General features: G+C 42.5%; 13 protein-coding genes. 5 read left to right on the forward strand and 8 right to left on the reverse strand.

What is annotated here, in order from left to right:
• The first annotated feature begins 69 nt into the window (after positions 1-69).
• Positions 70-945, forward strand: a complete 876-nt coding sequence (locus ACRAD_RS02130; protein WP_005023343.1) for an AEC family transporter — start codon at positions 70-72, stop codon at positions 943-945.
• A 58-nt stretch (positions 946-1,003) separates the two neighbouring features.
• Here the strand turns inward: ACRAD_RS02130 and rdgB are convergent, their stop codons facing one another.
• The 7 genes from rdgB to ACRAD_RS02165 all read right to left on the reverse strand — a co-directional run bounded on the left by rdgB (position 1,004) and on the right by ACRAD_RS02165 (position 9,277).
• Positions 1,004-1,636 (reverse strand): RdgB/HAM1 family non-canonical purine NTP pyrophosphatase, encoded by a 633-nt coding sequence (gene rdgB, locus ACRAD_RS02135; RefSeq protein ID WP_005023345.1) that lies wholly within the window; start codon positions 1,634-1,636, stop codon positions 1,004-1,006.
• 110 nt (positions 1,637-1,746) lie between these two features.
• Complete coding sequence (locus ACRAD_RS02140) at positions 1,747-2,337, reverse strand: tetratricopeptide repeat protein (RefSeq protein ID WP_005016576.1); 591 nt, start codon at positions 2,335-2,337, stop codon at positions 1,747-1,749.
• The gene (metW, locus tag ACRAD_RS02145) at positions 2,334-2,927 is read right to left on the reverse strand and encodes a methionine biosynthesis protein MetW (protein WP_005016574.1); all 594 of its coding nucleotides are present in this window, start codon (positions 2,925-2,927) and stop codon (positions 2,334-2,336) included. The genes ACRAD_RS02140 and metW overlap by 4 nt, the downstream gene beginning before the upstream one ends.
• On the reverse strand, positions 2,927-4,087 hold the full coding sequence (metX, locus tag ACRAD_RS02150) for a homoserine O-succinyltransferase MetX (RefSeq protein WP_010699871.1): 1,161 nt from the start codon (positions 4,085-4,087) through the stop codon (positions 2,927-2,929). Before metX ends, metW begins: the two co-directional genes overlap by 1 nt.
• 83 nt (positions 4,088-4,170) lie before the next feature.
• Complete coding sequence (leuA, locus tag ACRAD_RS02155) at positions 4,171-5,868, reverse strand: 2-isopropylmalate synthase (protein ID WP_005023350.1); 1,698 nt, start codon at positions 5,866-5,868, stop codon at positions 4,171-4,173.
• 337 nt (positions 5,869-6,205) lie between these two features.
• Positions 6,206-6,889 (reverse strand): Fe2+-dependent dioxygenase, encoded by a 684-nt coding sequence (locus ACRAD_RS02160; protein WP_005023351.1) that lies wholly within the window; start codon positions 6,887-6,889, stop codon positions 6,206-6,208.
• A gap of 102 nt (positions 6,890-6,991) precedes the next feature.
• A complete protein-coding gene (locus ACRAD_RS02165) occupies positions 6,992-9,277 on the reverse strand; it encodes a TonB-dependent receptor (RefSeq protein ID WP_005023353.1) in 2,286 nt (761 codons plus the stop codon).
• A gap of 487 nt (positions 9,278-9,764) precedes the next feature.
• Between ACRAD_RS02165 and tig the strand changes: the two genes are divergently transcribed.
• The 4 genes from tig to ACRAD_RS02185 all read left to right on the forward strand — a co-directional run bounded on the left by tig (position 9,765) and on the right by ACRAD_RS02185 (position 14,129).
• Positions 9,765-11,096 carry a trigger factor gene (tig, locus tag ACRAD_RS02170; protein ID WP_005023356.1) on the forward strand — a complete coding sequence of 444 codons (1,332 nt, stop codon included), beginning with the start codon at positions 9,765-9,767 and terminating at the stop codon, positions 11,094-11,096.
• A gap of 196 nt (positions 11,097-11,292) precedes the next feature.
• Positions 11,293-11,898, forward strand: coding sequence for an ATP-dependent Clp endopeptidase proteolytic subunit ClpP (clpP, locus tag ACRAD_RS02175; protein ID WP_005016556.1), 606 nt, complete (start codon positions 11,293-11,295; stop codon positions 11,896-11,898).
• Between the two features lie 28 nt (positions 11,899-11,926).
• Entirely contained in the window at positions 11,927-13,243 is a 1,317-nt protein-coding gene (gene clpX, locus ACRAD_RS02180; RefSeq protein WP_005023359.1) for an ATP-dependent protease ATP-binding subunit ClpX, read from the forward strand.
• Between the two features lie 151 nt (positions 13,244-13,394).
• Positions 13,395-14,129, forward strand: coding sequence for a DUF2846 domain-containing protein (locus ACRAD_RS02185; protein ID WP_005023361.1), 735 nt, complete (start codon positions 13,395-13,397; stop codon positions 14,127-14,129).
• A 120-nt stretch (positions 14,130-14,249) separates the two neighbouring features.
• Here ACRAD_RS02185 and ACRAD_RS02190 read toward each other — a convergent pair whose 3' ends face one another.
• On the reverse strand, positions 14,250-15,776 hold the full coding sequence (locus ACRAD_RS02190; protein WP_005016550.1) for a fumarate hydratase: 1,527 nt from the start codon (positions 15,774-15,776) through the stop codon (positions 14,250-14,252).
• Between the last annotated feature and the right edge of the window lie 297 nt (positions 15,777-16,073).

Here is a 16,073-nt window from a genome sequence, read left to right on the forward strand (position 1 = left end):
AGCCTGCCATTTAGAGCATTTAATTAATGTTAGTGCTACCATAGCGCCACAACACCAGAGGAAAACCACGTGGCATTGCTTTTACCCCTCTTTGCATTTTTATGTGGTCTGGGACTGGCGACAACTGCATATGCCTCTGCATTAAAAACTATGCTCGCAACCCTGCTGGCACGAGTATTTATACCCGCTGTCATTATTTATAATATGGTGTTTTATCAGGCAGGCAGCCTTAGCCTGATGATATTTAGTTTTATTGTCGCGGTAATTCTATTTTATTTTTTCTGGCTCATTTCTCAAGACAAGCTCCAGTCTTTATGTTTTAGCTATGTAAATATGGCTTGGCTCGGTTTTCCTTTTGCGATTGCTTTATTTGGGCCTGAAATCAGTGCACCAATGGTAGCTTTATATATTGGCGGTTCAATTTTTGGCAACATCTGGGCAGTGACTGCGGTCAGTTCGGAGCAGCAGTCCTGGAAGAGTATTTTGCAAAAAGTGCTTCAATCACCACCAGTAATTGCCCTGACTATTGCTATATTGTGCCGCTTATTCGGTTTTCAGTATATGCCTGAGCATAAATGGATTGATATGCTTTACGGTCTGGCCAAAATCGGTATGAGCTTTGCGGGGATGTGCGTGCTAGGCATGTGGCTGCGCCGGACGAAAGTTCAGCTAGACGATATAACTTATAGTTTAAAACTGGCTGTACTTAAACTGTGCTGTGGACTGGTTTTATGTAGTCTGACTTATTTTTTTATTTCTATTCCACATATCGGGCAGTATATAGGAGTCATGTTTCTACTGTTCTGTTTGCCGCCGGCGGCAAATATTGTGGCGCTAGAAACTCATTATCAGGGTACTGGAATCTCTGCCAAGTATATTGCTTCAGGTACTATGGTGAGCTGCGCAATTATTCTGATTTATGGTCTGCTACTACACATCGTTTAAAGTTCCTTTCTTAAAGAAAAGGAACTTTTCACCCTTTAAAACGAATTTAAACTGTGGCTTATTGATGATTCTGCAAACTTCGTTGAAATAGCTGCATGGCCTGCCCGCGATGACTGATTTTATTTTTCTCTTCTTTTGGCAGCTCGGCACTGGACAGGCCAAGTTCTGGTAACCAGAACAGGGGATCATAACCAAAGCCATGTTCACCACGTGGTTTTTCCAGAATCTCTCCTTGCCACACGCCCTCAAAAATTTGCGGTAGCGGATCTTCAGCATGTTGTACTAAGGCCAAAACACAGACAAACATGGCTTCAACCGGTTCTCCGGGTCTTCGCAGAGATTTTAATTCTTCCAGTAAGCGAGCATTATTGGCTGCATCATTCCCATGTTCTCCAGCATAGCGAGCCGAGTAGATACCGGGTGCTCCATTTAAAATCGGGACACAAATCCCCGAATCATCGGCAATCGCCGGTTTGCCAGAAATACGTGCAGCATGACGGGCCTTAATAATGGCATTTTCAACAAAGCTCAACCCGTCTTCAATTGCATCAGCAATATTTAGCTGACCTTGAGGAATGACCTCAACTGGAAGTGCCAGCTGTTCAAACAGTTTTTCAAACTCGGCAATTTTCCCTTTGTTGTTACTGGCCAGAACCAGACTTTCCTGAGATAACCATGTATTTGCAGACATTTTATTGTGCTCGTCACTTTAAGAAACAGTTTAAATATTTTACCTCAAATCGAATGCTTTATTGAGACCATAAAAAAGCGCCCGAAGGCGCCTTAAATACAAGCTTCAAATTATTGGGCCTGAATCCATTTGTCTGCACGGTCACGTGCCATACGAATCTGTTCCTGGGTAAGGTTAGCTGCCAGTGCAGTTTTCTTGCCCTCAGACAGATTAATAACTTTAGTGTCGAGCATACCGTCGCGGGTAGACAGTTCATACCACTGATAAGCACCTACATAGTTCTTTTTCTGCTCTTCCATCATTGCCAGGTTAAAGCTGGCACGGTTGTCACCGCTGCTGGCGGCTTTTTCAAAATAACGGCGAGCCAGAATCTCATCTTTTTTTACGCCGATCCCGTCTGCATACATCCGGCCCACATTCAGTTGGGCAGCAGACAAACCTTGGTCAGCGGCAGCTTTAAACCAGGCAAATGCCTGCTTTTCATCCTTTTGAATATCTTTACCGTACTGGTAATGGGTGGCTAAATAGAACTGGGCACCTGGCTGGCCTGCTTTTGCAGCTTTAACCAGATCATTGATCCCCATAGTTGAATAACGCGCTGCCTGGGCTGCTGTAGATTGTTGTTGTGGAATATAGTCAGCATGCGCCTGGATAGTTAAAAGTCCAAATACCAATGTGCCAATTAAGGTCGTTTTTTTCATAGAGCGCTCACTCGATAAATAGCGACTTCACCAAACAGATTCGGAACATGTTTACTCAGTAAACTACCTTGCTGATTCCCATTCACGGCGAGTCGGTTAATAATTTGGATATCATTTTCCGCGCATAAAGCTTCAAAATCGCGGAACGTACATAAATGAATGTTTGGGGTGTTATACCACATATAGGGTAGAGCATCCGAAACAGGCATTTTCCCTTTAAGAGCCAGAAAAGAACGGGTTTTCCAGTGGGCGAAGTTCGGGAAAGTAATAATAGCCTGTTTCCCTACACGCACCATGTCACGAAGTAACACATCTGGTGCATCCACCGCCTGTAAAGCCTGTGCCATGACTACATAGTCAAAAGACTGATCATCAAAACGGCTCAAACCCAGGTTCAAATCCTGCTGGATAATATTTAACCCGCGACTGATGGCAATTGCAATCTTTTCTTGATCAATTTCTAGTCCATAGGCCTGAATTTGATGCCGGCGGCTCATATGGGCGAGTAATTCTCCATCCCCACAGCCAAGATCAAGGACTTTAGAGCCTGGTTTGATCCAACGTTCTGCCAGCTGCTGATCAATACGCATTATACCGTCTCCTTCGGGGTGGACTTCAGGTGTTCTTCGCCACCAAGAAAAGCACGCAAGGTTTTTACATAAAGCGGAATCGGGAACAAGAACGAGTCATGGCCCTGTTCAGCGTCAATATCCAGATAACTGACCGGTTTATGATTCGTAATCAGAGCTTCTACAATTTCTTGTGAACGCTTTGGAGTAAAACGCCAGTCTGTAGTAAAGGAAATGACCAGAAAACGGCATTTGGTCTGGCTCATGGCCCGGGTTAGGGACTCTTCATATTCACGGGCGGGATCAAAGTAATCCAGAGCTTTGGTCATGATCAGATAAGTATTGGCATCAAAATTACGGCTAAACTGTTCACCCTGATAACGCAGATAGCTTTCAACCTGAAACTCGACATCAAAACCATACATGAATTTTCCGGACTTCAAGTCACGGCCGAATTTTTGCATCATGGCTTCTTGCGAAAGGTAGGTAATATGGCCGACCATACGCGCTAAAATCAGACCGCGTTTTGGATAACTGTCGTGTTCCAGATAGCGCCCATGATGGAAATCCGGATCAGAGAGAATAGACTGGCGTGCGACCTCATTAAAAGCAATATTCTGTGCAGATAGTTTAGGTGCACTGGCAATCACCACACAATTCTTCAAGCGGTCCGGATAATCTACTGACCACTGTAGTGCCTGCATGCCGCCGAGTGATCCACCCACAATTGCGTACCACACATCAATTCCTAACCGGTCTGACAGGAGTGCCTGGGTTTTTACCCAGTCACGTACAGTGACCAGTGGAAAATCCGGACCATAGGGCAGGTTATCATTATCAGGGTTAGGGGAGGTTGGACCGGTTGAGCCATGGCAGCCCCCAATATTATTCAGGGCCACTACAAAAAACTTGTTGGTATCAATGGCCTTGCCAGGCCCAATACAGGCATCCCACCAGCCCGGTTTTTTATCATCTTCATGATGATAACCTGCGGCATGATGATGACCAGATAATGCATGGCAAAGCAGAATCGCATTGGACTTGTCTTGGCTCAAGGTACCATAAGTTTCAACCATCAAGTCAAAACGGGGCAGAATACGTCCACATTCTAGTTCGAGTGGTTCTTCAAATTGAAACTTTTGCGGGGTGACCAGGCCCACTGAGTCGCTTGGAAAAGACACGGGAATGGTTCGCCTTAAATCTTTAAAAATGAATAATAAAAAGGATACCAAGCTCAGGGTATCCTTTCAAAAGGAATTGTATATTAAATCGCGGCAGCAATGACCTGTTCAGGGTGTAATACGCCCTGATCAATCAGGCGGTTAGTACAGGCAAGGATGGCCTCAATTGAAGAGGTTACGATATTGTCGTGTACGCCGGCACCAAAAGCATTTTTACCCGAACCTTTGACTTGCAGTTCGACCAGTGCCAGTGCTTTTGCATTAGCACCTGAACCAATACTGCGTTCTTCATAGTTCAATACATCAATCGGCAGTTGCAAGGCATCCAGAATAGCCGAAATTGGCCCATTGCCTTCTCCACGGATCTGTTGCTTCTGGCCATTCATGGTCACTTCAAGTTCAATGACCTGATTACCATTATGGTCGGAAAGCTTATAGTTCTGTGCAATGTAGTGAGTATTTTTAGCTTCGACATAGGTCTGCTTGAACAGTGACCAGATTTCCTGGGCAGTAATCTCGGTTGCGGTCGCATCTGTGTGCTCTTGTACTACTTGTGAGAATTCAATCTGCAAGCGACGTGGCAATACAACGTTATAGTTAGATTCAAGCAAATAGGCGATACCACCCTTACCTGACTGTGAGTTGACGCGAATTACTGCATCATAATCACGGTCCAGATCTTTGGGATCAATTGGCAAATAAGGCATATCCCAGATTTCTTCATTTTTCTGGAATTCAAAACCTTTCTTGATGGCATCTTGGTGCGAGCCAGAAAATGCAGTAAAGACCAGATCACCTGCGTATGGATGGCGCGGGTGTACAGGCAAACCGGTACATTCTTCAACTGTAGCAATTATTTCATTAATATTGGAAAAATCCAGGTTTGGTGCCACACCTTGAGTGTACATATTCAGGGCAATTGCTGCGACATCAACATTACCAGTCCGTTCGCCATTACCAAATACGCAGCCTTCCACACGGTCTGCACCTGCCATAATGGCCAGTTCTGAGGCAGCAATACCGCAGCCCCGGTCATTGTGGCAATGAACTGAAATAATTACGCCATCACGACGTTCAATATTGCGGTGCATCCATTCGATCTGGTCTGCATAAACATTTGGCGTAGAAACTTCTACAGTAGCTGGCAAGTTTAAAATAACCTTATTTTCCGGAGAGGCTTCCCAGATTTCAGTTACAGCATCACAAACGTCTTTGGCAACCTCAAGCTCGGTTGCAGAGAAACATTCAGGGCTGTACTGAAAAATAAAATCAGTTTCAGGATACTGCGCTGCATATTCTTTCACTTTTTGTGCTGCATTAATCGCTAACTGCTTGGCACCATTGATATCTACATTTAATACCTTGTTACGGAAAGTCGGTGAGTTGGCATTATAGATATGCACAATCGCGCGTTTGGCACCTTCCAGCGCTTCAAAAGTGCGTTGAATCAAGTGGTCACGTGCCTGAACCAGAACCTCGATATAGACATCATCTGGAATATGATTTTCTTCAATCAGCTTACGGGTAAAGTCAAAATCAATCTGTGAAGCAGATGGAAAACCAATCTCAATATGTTTAAAACCGATCTTTATCAGCATCTGGAACATCTTGAATTTCTGTTCAAGATCCATCGGTTCAAAAATGGCCTGATTACCATCACGCAGGTCAGTACTCATCCAGATAGGCGCTTGATTGATTTCTTTATTTGGCCACTGGCGGTCTGGTAAATCGACACGCTGATACATACGACGGTATTTTTTACTTGGGTCAGCCAACATCATGAGGGAACTCCTTATGTAGCAAGGTGGCTCGGATCGAATTTAAGCGCAACGTACTACTTTTATATTAACTATATTTTGTCAAACTATTTAAAATTTCAAGGTATCTTTTAGCCTTATACAGGCAGGTATATATTATGCGCGCGCGAGGCGCAGCATCAGGGGCAAGCTCAGGAGGGAGCCTGTAGGGAGGAGGGCGAGAATATTCGGGTATATATTCATGCCCTTAAAATTACGTGATAAAAAATAAGCTGTCAATCGTTATCTGTAAAATAATCAGACAACTATAATTAATAGAAAAAGCCTATTAAAATAACAGTTTATTTTTTCTTTAACTGTCTTAAAGCTCTGCCCATTTACGCATCAGGTTGTGATACAGATTTGTGAGCTTGATAACCTCCTGATGCTGGTCACCCAGCTGCATGCGCAGGTTTTGTATAGTCTGGTCCAGATTAAACAGCATATGACGTTCTGCATCATCACGTACCATACTTTGTACCCAGAAAAATGAAGCAATCCGGCAGCCTTGGGTGACTGGTGTGACTTCATGCAGACTGGTTGAAGGGTAGAGAATCATGTCTCCGGCTGGCAGCTTGACTTCGTGATAACCATAAGTATCTTCTACCACCAATTCACCTCCTACATACTCTTCCGGCTCACTTAAAAATACAGTACAGGACAGATCGGTCCGTAACCGCTCATTGGTCCCACGGATACGGCGGATAGAGTTGTCGACATGAAAACCGAATGCCTCATTATTTTCATAGCGATTGAATAACGGAGGAATGATATCAAGAGGAATGGCGGCCGATAAAAATAATGGGTGCTGGCCTAAAGATTCTAAAATAATTGTACTTAAATGATGAGTAAGAGGATGGTCTTCTGGAAGCTGCTGATTTTGTTTGACCGTGGCTGACAGCGTCCCTGCGGTGACTTTGCCATTGACCCACTCAATTTTAGCCATTTCTTCCCGAAAATGCTGGACCTGGGTTTGAGTTAATACATGAGGAATATGATGGATCACGGCTTTCACCTGTCTTAGTAAAATATGGATATAAAAATAGCCCCTATATAGAGGCTATTTTAAGCTAAAAACCATAAAAATATTATGGTTTTCGGCACAAGATTAATATTTAAAGTTTAAAGACAGTACAGCATTGCGGCCTTCTGCTTCTGTAGCATAGTGAGAAGCATAGGCTTTAGTGAAATAGCGTTTATCTGAGAGATTGTTAAGGTTCAGCTGCAGATCAACATTTTTATTTACGTTATAGCGTGCCATGGCATCGTAACGGACATAGCCCGGTACATACTTGGTATTGGCTAAGTCACCATAGACTTTGTCCATTGCAGTTGCACCAGCACCAAGTTGAAGTTGTGGAAGAGCCTGATAGTTTGTCCAAAGTGTAGCGCTGTTTTTAGGAACATTCGGCATCCGGTTACCGTTAAATACCGCTTGGTCAGTACAGGTTGTGCCACGACAGCTTACGCCATTCTTAGTTGCTTCACTATCTAGATAGGTATAGCCGGCGCTGATATCCCATTTATCGGTAATTTTACCGTTCAAGCCCAGCTCAATACCGTCAACTTTGCTTTCGCCAATATTACTATAAGTAGTAGGACTCAACTGAATACGCGCATTCTGCTTTTCAGTACGGAAAATTGCAGCAGTTAAATTTAAACGATTTTCTAAAAGATCCCATTTGGTCCCAATTTCGAAAGTCTGGCTTTCTTCAGGATCTAAATTGCTATACGCTGCGCCAATACCTTCAGAACCGTCACCAGCATCTACACCTACAGGGTTTGCAGATGTTGCATAGCTGGCATAAATTGAACCATTTTCAACTGGTTTGAAAGTTATACCTGCTTGATAAGTAAAGAAATCAGTATCACTTTCAGTTTTAACTTGCTCGCCAACTTGTTTTGTTGGAGGAGTGGTGGATGAACCTAGAACAGCACTGTTACGTGCGCCATATGTCATGGTTTGTTCTGTATCAAACTTGTCCCAACGTAAGCCTAAATCTAAAATCCATTGTGGATTGAATTCAATGCTGTCTAGGAAATAAATAGAAGTAGACTTAGTTTGTGTATTATATTGGTCTGCACCTTCAGTACTGATACTTCCTGTCCATGGTCCCCGATTAGGATTTTGAACAGAAGTACACCAGCCCGAAGCAATATCGGCAGGGGTACATTTGTTGTATTCTGCACCTGTAGCAGACAAGCCATTAATAATATATTGAGTACGATCTGTTTCTTGATCCGAATACTCAGCACCTAAGTTAAAGCTATGCTTAAGAGTGCCAGTATTAAATTTTCCAGTTAATGCTAACTGGTCAGTAAATGTATCAGTATTAGCAATACGTGAGTTTACACGTGCCCATACATTCCCATTTTTATAAATGTTTCCTTGAGAATCATCCGGGTTGGTCCACAGATAATCATTCTTAGACTTGCTATAAACTGCGGTATTTGAAATGGTTAGATTATCAGCCAGATCATGTTCTAACTTGATTGTACCAACCTGATTTTCCTGTTTTTGGAAATCACGGTCTTTCCAGCCGTAATAAATTCCTTGTTTGACATCAATTGGCTTTCCTGAATATTGCGAATATCCAGTAGGGTTGTTGTATGGTACGCCTGAATCAGGAGTATCGTCTGTTTTTAGGTAGTAGTAGCTCAGGGTCGCACGAGTAGAAGTATCTAAACCAAATGTAATACTTGGTGCAATACCGGCACGTTTATATTCAGCCCCATCAGACTGGCCGGCTTTTTCATTGTGGTGCCCCATAATGGCAACGCGGGCTGCTATCCCATTACCGAAGTCTTTATTACCATCTAGCGTTATACGCTGATAATTATCTGTACCATTTTCAACAGAGCCTTCTAGAAAGTCGCCTTTTTTAGCTACTTTAGAAATCAAGTTGATACTGCCGCCCACTGTACCTGCTCCGCCCATAGCAGAAGCAGAACCTTTAGTGACTTCAACCTGTTCTACAGCAAACATTTCACGGTTTTGAGAGGTAGCGTTACGAACGCCATCAACATACATTGAACTTTCAGAGTTATAACCCCGAATAAATGGTCGGTCTCCATTTGGATTTCCACCTTCACCTGCTCCTAGGGTAATTCCAGGCACAGTGCGTAAGGCATCACTTAAAGTCGTTACTTTAGTATCTTCAATCAGCTGATTCGAAATAATAGAAACTGATTTAGGGGTATCTAGTAAAGGAGCAACAAATTTGCTATTTGCAGACTGATCTACCTTTAAGCTTTGTTGTTCTGTGGTGGCTTGGGAGTGAATAGTTTCAAGTTGAGCAACTTGATCTTGTGCAACAGCATGCCCCGCCATCACTGAAAGTGATGAGACAATCGCAGAAGATACGATTTTCTTACGTGTTTTGATGAAAGCCATTTCTTACTCAAAATGTATAGTGTGAAATTGTATGCGAATAATAATGATTCTTATTTTTTATCACCATATTTTTGTATTGGTATTGGCAATAAACTTTATATCTTTAATTCAATAAATTAATGTTATACAGTAACTTAAAATTTATAAGTTTTTGATAATTAATATTTTGTGTTGAATACGGGAATTTATAGCTTTTAATAGGATATTTAAATAAAAACTAAATACTTCTTTATAAAAATTAAAATTGATCAGCGCTTTATTAAAAGGGCAAATTTGACAGAGTTTCCAATATTTTTAATTCTCTATCGATATTAAGGGAGGAAGTTAATATTTAATTCGGGACCAAATTTAAAATAATCTTCTTAATTTCATGCAAATCAGGCGAATTCAGGTAGTTTCTTCGGTGTATTTTGTATATCTTTAAATGTTGTCATATAATGTGGCACTTTTTAAAACTGTTATTACTAACACACATATCGAGGAAGCCATGCAAGTAACTTCTGAAGCGGTTTCGGGCGTTGCCCGTCGTTTAAATGTTTCTGTACCGACGAGCCGTATTAACGAGCAGTTTGAAGCTCGCTTGAAACGCACTGCCAAAACTGTGAAGATCAACGGCTTCCGCCAGGGCAAAGTGCCTGTAAACGTTGTACGCCGTGAATATGGCGCTGGTATTTATCAGGAAGTGGTGAACGATATTATTCGTGACACTGTATTTGAAGCGATTCAACAAGAAAAAATCAATGCTGTTGGCATGCCAAATATTGATAAAGTTGAAAATAAAGATGATGCGCTGGTATATGAAGCCACTGTAGAAGTTTATCCTGAAGTAGAAGTTAAAGCTCTAGATACTCTTACTGTTGAGCGTAAAACATCTGAAATTCAAGATAAAGATGTTGACCAGATGATTGAAAACCTGCAAAAACAGCGTCAAACCTGGGTTGAGACCAAAGGTATGGCGAAAAAAGACATGCAGGTCACTTTTGACTTCGAAGGAACAATCGATGGTGAAAAATTTGAAGGCGGTTCTGCAACTGACTTTAAACTGGTCTTAGGCTCAGGCCGTATGATTCCTGGCTTTGAAGATGGCATCATTGGCATGAAGAAAGGCGAAGAGAAAGTGATTGATGTTACTTTCCCTGAAGACTATCAGGCTGAAAATCTGGCAGGTAAAGCGGCACAATTTAAAATTACTGTAAAGCAGGTTGAGAAAGCAAAACTTCCTGAACTGGATGCTGAATTCCTGCAAACCTTTGGTGTTTCTGAAGAAGAAGGAATTGACAAGTTAAAAGCTGACGTTCGTAAAAATATGGAACGTGAAGTTCGTAACGGTCTTCGTAACCAGGTAAAACAGGCTGCATTTGATGCACTGGTTGAAGCAAATGAAGTTGAAGTTCCAAGTGCCATGGTTGCTCAGGAAATCGACCGCCAACGTCAACAGATGATCCAGCAGTTTACCCAGCAGTTTGGTGGTGCAAACGCGCAAACTTTTGACAAGAGCATGCTTCCTGATGAACTGTTTAAAGAACAGGCAGAAAAATCAGTAAAACTTGGTGTACTGGTAAGCAAGGTTTTGGCTGATGCTAAACTTGAAGTTGATCCGGCTCGTGTAGAGGCTTATATCGAAGATATGGCTTCTTCTTATGAAGACCCAACTGAAGTTATTGAGTACTTCAAAAATGATAAACAGCAACGTGCTCAAATCGAGGCTGTTGTGCTTGAAGACCAGGTTGTTGACTATATTCTTGCTGCAGCTCAGGTTTCAGATACAGAAGTGAGCTATGAAGATTTGCTAAAAGAACAGCAAGCTCGTCGTGCTTAAATCTGACTGATACAGAAAAAGGCGCTTAATGCGCCTTTTTTTATACACGTCGTAAATTTGTTAAATTAGTTTATATACACGATATTTCCCCGTTTTTTATTCAATATTCACTAGGGAAAATTTTGCATTTTTGCAAATTATCCCTCATATTGTGGCTATGAGCTGAGTCATAAGAATTTTAGGAATAAATAGCCCTATGTATGTCCCAAGTATTGAAAATGCTTTAGTTCCGGTGGTGGTTGAGCAATCATCTCGTGGTGAACGTTCTTTTGATATTTTTTCACGGCTTCTGCGTGAGCGTGTAATTTTTTTAACTGGTGAAGTTGAAGATAACATGGCCAATCTGATTGTGGCACAAATGTTGTTTTTAGAGGCAGAAAATCCTGACAAGGATATCCATCTCTACATCAATTCACCAGGGGGATCAGTCACTGCAGGTATGGCAATTTACGATACCATGCAGTTTATTAAACCAGATGTAGTGACCTATTGTATGGGACAGGCGGCTTCAATGGGGGCATTTTTATTAAATGCCGGTGCCAAAGGTAAGCGTTTCTGTCTGGAAAATGCCCGTGTCATGATACACCAGCCTTTGGGCGGTTTCCGTGGTCAGGCTTCAGACATTGAGATCCATGCACGTGAAATACTGTTTATTAAAGAACGCCTGAACCGTCTGATGGCTGAACACAGTGGTCAGGACTATGAACGTATTGCACGTGACACTGACCGCGATAACTTTATGACAGCTCAAGCTGCCAAAGAATATGGCCTGGTTGATGAAGTTCTCAGCAAGCGCCCTTAATTTTTAAGATTCAAGTATTGGAGTAAATATGTCCGAACATCCTCAAGGACAAAAGCATTGTTCATTTTGCGGTAAAACGCAGTCTGAAGTCGGGAAACTGATTGCAGGCGAGGACGCTTATATTTGTAATGAATGTGTGGACGTATGCTTGGACCTTGTACAAACCAGCCAGCAAGTCGAAACTGGTGACTGGGCAAGCCGTCCTTTGCCAAAACCGCACGAGATTCGTGCTGCGCTTGACCAATATGTGATTGGTCAAGATATTGCTAAAAAAACATTGTCTGTAGCTGTCTACAACCATTACAAGCGTCTGAAAGTCAGCCAGAATGGACAGAAAACAGAAGATAAGGTTGAAATTGCCAAAAGTAATATTTTGCTGATCGGACCGACAGGTTCAGGTAAAACCCTGCTTGCACAAACTCTTGCCCGTCTTCTGGATGTACCATTTGCTATGGCAGATGCCACCACTTTAACTGAAGCCGGTTATGTGGGTGAAGATGTCGAGAATATTGTACAGAAGCTTTTGCAAAAAGCTGATTACGATATCGAGAAAGCACAGAAGGGTATTATTTATATCGATGAGATTGATAAGATTACTCGTAAGTCTGAAAATCCATCGATCACCCGTGATGTTTCTGGTGAAGGTGTTCAGCAGGCTTTGCTGAAAATGATTGAAGGTACAGTTGCTTCTATTCCACCTCAAGGTGGACGCAAGCATCCACAGCAGGAATTTATCCAGGTAGATACCTCAAATGTCCTGTTTATCTGTGGCGGCGCTTTCTCCGGATTGGAAAAAATTGTACAGCATCGTCAGGAAAAAGGTGGAATCGGCTTTACTGCAGAAGTAAAAAGCAAAGATGAAACTAAAAAGCTTGCCGAGCTGTTCCGTCAGGTAGAACCGGCTGATCTGGTTAAATTTGGCTTGATTCCAGAATTTATTGGTCGTCTGCCAGTGATTGCAACACTTGAAGAGCTGGATGAAGATGCACTGATGCAGATTCTGACAGAGCCTAAAAATGCATTGACCCGTCAATACCAGTATCTTTTCAATATGGAAGATGTGGATCTGGTATTTGAAGATTCTGCCCTACGTGCTGTTGCTAAAAAGGCACTAGAACGTAATACCGGAGCACGTGGTCTACGCTCTATTTTGGAAAATGTCCTGCTCGAAACCATGTATGACCTGCCAAGCCGTAACGATGTCGGGACAGTGGTCATTAATGAGGCAGTAATCAATGATGGTGCTGAGCCAGAATATCGTTCTGAGCGTTTGCCGCGTCAAGAAGGTGAAGAAGGGGCAGTCCCTAAATCTGAGCTGAAGGTTGTGAATACCAAATCTGCCTGAGTCTGATTGGCTATTCATCTGAAACGTGCCGAGTGTAATCCGCTGGGCACGTTTTTTTATTTTCAAATTTACATGCGGGTGTTAAGCTCAATAGAATGTTAATGCAACATGATAAAAATTTAAAACAAGAAAAACATGGTAAGGGATAATCATGCGCTATTTATTGCTGACAATACTTGGTAGCGGAATGCTATGGGGATGTCATACTCGACCTGTTTCGCCTCCAACTCCGGCTTTGGTCTCTACGTTAAAAAATATAGATCTGAGTCAGTCGCCTTCTATGCTAGAGCAGCACCGGGTTGGAATGTTTTCAGTTGGTTCCTGGGTAAACCAGAAACCGGGACAGCTTTTTCAGCGAGTTAAGCCCCAACATCCGCAAGCTGCAGTGGTATATCTGTACCGTCCGGATAGCCGCTGGAACCGGCAGGAAGTAGTAGCACCTAATTTTTTTCTGAATGGTGAGCGTATTCCGAGTCTGATCAGTAATCATTATTATTGGCTGGAACTGGCCGAGGGTCATTACCGCCTGACTATTAGCCGGCCCTTAGGCGTAATACATTTTCAAAAGCCGATAGTGGCTGACTTTAAAGTGAGTGCTGGTCAGCAGTATTTTCTGAAGTATGAAGAAGAGAAATTTCGGGGCTCACCTGACCATAATCTTGGTTTATTGCGCGCAGGACCATTAATACAAATGCCTGTCAAACAGGGACTCCGTGAAATTCGCACTACCCAGCTTAAAAGTCCCGGACTTAATTTCGCTGCTTTTACTGATGCACAGGGTAAATTAACTGAACCCAAGCGTAAAATTGTCAAACAAAATTATGAAGAAGGTGAAGAGCTGGCTTTAAAGAAGCGTTTTAAACTCTGGAATCCTTTAACTTGGTAAAATTAGTTTTCTTTTCTTAATATCTAACTAAGCAAATAAAAGCACAGGATTAGAGAAAATATTTTAATTAAAAAAATAAAAAAGCATCCATGATTGGATGCTTTTTTAATTTATACCAGTTTAAACCGCAGCAGCATCCACCACCGGGATTTTACCAATTTTAGCTTGCCAGATTTTAGGTGCAGTTGCATGCACTGAAGTGCCGTTTACATCGACTGCTACAGATACAGGCATATCTTTTACCACAAATTTATAGATTGCCTCCATCCCTAAGTCTTCAAAAGCCACCACTTCTGCTTCACGAATAGCTTTAGAAACCAGATATGCAGCGCCACCGACTGCCATGAGGTAGGTCGCTTTATTATCCTTAATCGCTTCAACCGCAGCAGGACCTCGGTCTGCTTTACCGATCATACCGTAGAGACCAGTTGCTTCTAGCACTTGGCGGGTGAATTTATCCATACGTGTTGCTGTTGTCGGACCGGCAGGACCAACCACTTCATCGCCTACAGGATCTACCGGACCAACGTAGTAAATAAACTTACCTTTTAAATCAACAGGAAGCTCTTCGCCGTTGTTCAGCATATCAACCATGCGTTTATGGGCAGCATCACGGCCAGTATAAATTGTACCATTAAGAAGTAGGGTATCGCCCGGTTTCCAGGAATTCATCTCTTCTTGAGTAATGTGGTCGAGATCAACACGTTTAGAAGTTGAGGAATCCCAAGTTACAGCAGGATAGTCTTCAAGGCTCGGCGCCTGAATATGCGCTACACCTGAACCGTCTAGTGTAAAGTGTGCATGGCGGGTCGCGGCGCAGTTTGGAATCATGCCTACTGGCTTGCCAGCAGCGTGACAAGGATAATCCTTGATCTTGATATCCAGTACTGTAGTCAAACCGCCTAGACCTTGTGCACCAATACCTAAGGCATTAACTTTTTCGAAGATTTCAATACGCAGCTCTTCCATCTTGCTTTGTGGGCCACGACGTAGCAGCTCATCCATATTGATTTCTTCCATGAGAGCTTCTTTAGCAAGCATCATGGCTTTTTCAGCAGTACCACCGATACCAATTCCGAGCATTCCAGGAGGACACCAGCCTGCACCCATAGTTGGGACAGTTTTTAAAACCCAGTCCACGATTGAGTCAGATGGATTGAGCATTGCCAGTTTAGATTTGTTCTCTGAGCCGCCGCCTTTTGCTGCAACCGTAATATCTACTTTATTACCCGGAACGAGTTTATAGTGGATCACTGCCGGGGTATTATCTTTGGTGTTTTTGCGACCAAATGCCGGATCAGCTAGAACGGAAGCACGTAAGACATTGGTATTTTCCAAATAACCCTGACGTACACCTTCATTAATGGCATCGTCCAGGCTCATGGTTAAATCGAATTTAACATCCAGACCCACTTCAAGAAATACATTGACAATACCTGTATCCTGACAGATTGGGCGATGACCTTCAGCACACATGCGTGAGTTGATCAGGATCTGTGCAATTGCATCTTTAGCAGCCTGGTTTTCTTCACGGTCATACGCACGGCTCATTGCCTGAATAAAGTCTTGCGGGTGGTAGTACGAAATGAACTGAAGCGCATCCTTGACCGAAGTGATCAAGTCGTCTTGCTTGATAATAGTTGTCATATCAAATGTCTCTTGAGCGGGCTGTTAGCTAGCGGCCAAAATTATAAGACAAAAAGCATCCGCTGTGGGTATTTCCGGCAAGGTTTTGGGCGAAAGTTTAATAGTAAAAAGAAAGGTAGCGCAGGATGGCATAAAACGAATTCTTGGCAGGTCTTTTAAATGCGTTTTCTGTGATATGACACTTCGGTAATAGTTGCATACCTGAAAATCAAGGTTTTTTAGTCATTATTATTTGATTTATATAAAGTTATTTTAGTAATATAAGTTTTAAGAAAATTGTCATAAAGTTGTCATAAA

Source organism: Acinetobacter radioresistens DSM 6976 = NBRC 102413 = CIP 103788 (assembly GCF_006757745.1).
GTDB classification, from domain to species: domain Bacteria; phylum Pseudomonadota; class Gammaproteobacteria; order Pseudomonadales; family Moraxellaceae; genus Acinetobacter; species Acinetobacter radioresistens.

Excerpts from the sequence above, each read along its gene's own strand:
- rdgB (WP_005023345.1), bottom strand. The coding sequence starts at position 1,636 with ATGTCTGCAAATACATGGTTATCTCAGGAAAGTCTGGTTCTGGCCAGT.
- ACRAD_RS02140 (WP_005016576.1), bottom strand. The coding sequence starts at position 2,337 with ATGAAAAAAACGACCTTAATTGGCACATTGGTATTTGGACTTTTAACT.
- metW (WP_005016574.1), bottom strand. The coding sequence starts at position 2,927 with ATGCGTATTGATCAGCAGCTGGCAGAACGTTGGATCAAACCAGGCTCT.
- leuA (WP_005023350.1), bottom strand. The coding sequence starts at position 5,868 with ATGATGTTGGCTGACCCAAGTAAAAAATACCGTCGTATGTATCAGCGT.
- ACRAD_RS02165 (WP_005023353.1), bottom strand. The coding sequence starts at position 9,277 with ATGGCTTTCATCAAAACACGTAAGAAAATCGTATCTTCTGCGATTGTC.
- tig (WP_005023356.1), top strand. The coding sequence starts at position 9,765 with ATGCAAGTAACTTCTGAAGCGGTTTCGGGCGTTGCCCGTCGTTTAAAT.
- clpP (WP_005016556.1), top strand. The coding sequence starts at position 11,293 with ATGTATGTCCCAAGTATTGAAAATGCTTTAGTTCCGGTGGTGGTTGAG.
- clpX (WP_005023359.1), top strand. The coding sequence starts at position 11,927 with ATGTCCGAACATCCTCAAGGACAAAAGCATTGTTCATTTTGCGGTAAA.
- ACRAD_RS02185 (WP_005023361.1), top strand. The coding sequence starts at position 13,395 with ATGCGCTATTTATTGCTGACAATACTTGGTAGCGGAATGCTATGGGGA.
- ACRAD_RS02190 (WP_005016550.1), bottom strand. The coding sequence starts at position 15,776 with ATGACAACTATTATCAAGCAAGACGACTTGATCACTTCGGTCAAGGAT.